Annotated in this window: 2 protein-coding genes; both read right to left on the bottom strand. The window is 21.9% G+C overall.

Annotated features, from left to right (window positions below; all coding sequences use genetic code 11):
- The coding region (locus J7G74_RS08820) for a hypothetical protein (RefSeq protein ID WP_297134259.1) at positions 1-326 on the bottom strand (326 nt) is incomplete at its 3' end.
- A gap of 25 nt (positions 327-351) precedes the next feature.
- Positions 352-2,639, bottom strand: a 2,288-nt coding sequence (locus J7G74_RS08815; protein ID WP_297134256.1) for a PAS domain-containing sensor histidine kinase, incomplete at its 5' end; no start/stop codon positions are given.

Below are 2,639 nucleotides of genomic sequence, written 5' to 3'. Positions count from 1 at the left end.
CAAATAATATAACTTACCAAAAATAATATTCTATGTACCTTACTATTCTTATCGTCTTTAAATATTAAATATATTAATAATAATATAATCATATCCTCAGCAAACATCATACAAAAATTGTAATATATCAAGTCACTTGAAATATACATACTTCCATTTTGAAAAAAATGTACAGACTTCATTATCGATATTGTAAGTAATAAGATACATTGTATAATATTCCTTTTGTTATTTTTTTTTATATTTATACTAGTATTTACAATTAAAAAGCTACCTAAGAACAACGATAATGTTATAATATTTAAGTTTATAATATATTCATACATAGCTTCCCCTCCCCCATTCATAATACTAAGCTAAATATATATCTGAAAATTCTAAATCTATACATTCTTTATCAATAATAATATTTTCTATCTTTTTTTTATTTTCATTGTTGCTTTCAATAAGAGTATCTTCTAATACAACTTCAAATTTACTACCACACCCTATTTTACTATTAACCTTAATTTTAGCATGATGTATAAGAGCAAGTTTTTTTACTAAGTAAAGACCAACCCCTGTGCCTTCAGCTATTCTAGATAATGATCTGTTTACTTGCTCAAAGTTTTCAAATATAAAATCTAGCTTGTTGCTTGGTATCCCTGTTCCGTTATCTTCAATACCTATTATTATGTCTTTTTGATTAACATTTACTGAAACTAAAATTTTTCCTCCTCTTTCAGTAAACTTCATTGCATTTGATAAAATATTCAGTATGATTTTTTCCATCTTATCTTTATCCATATATAATAAAATCTCTTTTCTATTACTTTCAAAACTAATATCTAATCCTTTTTGTATAGTGTACTCTTTACATAACTCCACAATCTCCTTTAAAAACTTAACCAAATCATATATTTTGAAATCCCTATCATATAGTCCAGCTTCTATTTTACTAATTTCTTCTATATTATTTAATACTCTTTTTAGCCTATATGAATTTCGTTTAACTGTTTTCGTATAACTTCTCATGCCACTATAATTATATATATCACTTTTACTGTCTAAAATTTTATTTACTTCAAATATAGTATTAATAGGCTTCTTTAAATTACTTGCTGCTCTTGTTAAAAATTCTGTTTTAAACTTATTTCTTTCTTTAATTATTTGTAAACTTTCGTATACTCTTTCCATTTGCTGTTCTATTTCTAAATCTCTTACTACGATTAATAAATTATTTTGTTTTGGAACTTGCTCTATAGCTATGGATATTCTTCTGCTTTTTTCTGTATTAATATTAAAAGTTTTAAAACTACGGCTTTTACCATTCTCAATATATGAATCTATTATTTTATTAAATTTATCAATTCCCATCTCTTTAAGTATTCGCATCATAAATTTATTTATATATTCTTGTTTTCTTGTATATCTATTGATAAGCATTATTCCTTCAGGCAAAGTTTGTATTAATGCACTATAGGTCTTTTTATTCTCTTCCAATTTGTTAATTGCTCTTTCATGTTCTGTACAGTCACTAGCTATACTTAAAATCATTTTTTTATCATTTAATATAAAACTTGAAGAAATAAAGTCAATTATTTTACCATTTTCAAGCTCTAATTTACTAATTTCATGTTCTTTTAAACCTTTTTCTATAACGACTATATTATGTAAAAACTCATCTCTACTTTTTTTACTTACTTTCTTTTGGATCTTGTCCATTGTCCATAAACTTTTCATAGAAGAGTCAATTTCAAATATATCAATTCCAATATTATTTATATAATTTACTGTATTTCCATCATGAATAATTACACCATCCCTTAATATATCCATCAATTTTTTATATCTTTGCTCGCTTTTCTTTAATTCATTTTCTTTTACTGATATATCTGTAATATCTTTAATTTCAAATACTATAATTTTTTCTTCACTTAAATAATCTCTAACTAATGCTAGTTTATACTTTCGATTAAATAAATCTATTTTCATAAAATTCTCTTCTGAATAATCATTATTATTTAACATTTCAAAAATATCTTCTGAGTTATCTTTTATTTCCTTTTTTATAAATTCACTAAAATTAAAATTTTCAGTATTATAATTATTTTCTATTAGCAATTCATCAAAATATCTATTTTTCATAATACATTCATTATGACAATTTATGATTATTATTGGCATATTAATTATCTCTAAAATGTTACCAAAATTATAATTTACTGCTTTGATTTTTTCTTTTAAATTATTTTGAATATCACTTTCTTCATCTATTTCAAAAATAGTTTTAGCAATACACTCTTTATTTTTGTATAACTTATTTTTATTTAATTCATTTTCTTTATTTTTTTTACGTATTTTACCTAAGCATACTAATTCTAATATTATTATATTTAATATAACATTATAAGACTTAAGTGTATAAAATGAGCCAGTCATATTAAAATATATAAATAAAATTATTAATATTGATGAAATTGTATATTTTGATATTAAATTTTTATATTGATTAATATGTATAATAATAATTTTCGATAAAATTAAACCAAAATAAATATAATATATATATTCAGATATGAAATATATCTTATTATTATCAAGAACTATAGCTATATTTTCTAGTAAGAAAATAGCACCTAATATAACAAAATCTCTTT

Source organism: Terrisporobacter sp., assembly GCF_017888745.1.
GTDB lineage: Bacteria > Bacillota > Clostridia > Peptostreptococcales > Peptostreptococcaceae > Terrisporobacter.
Note: the sequence above shows the minus strand (reverse complement) of the source record. Positions and strands in the feature narration are given on the sequence as shown.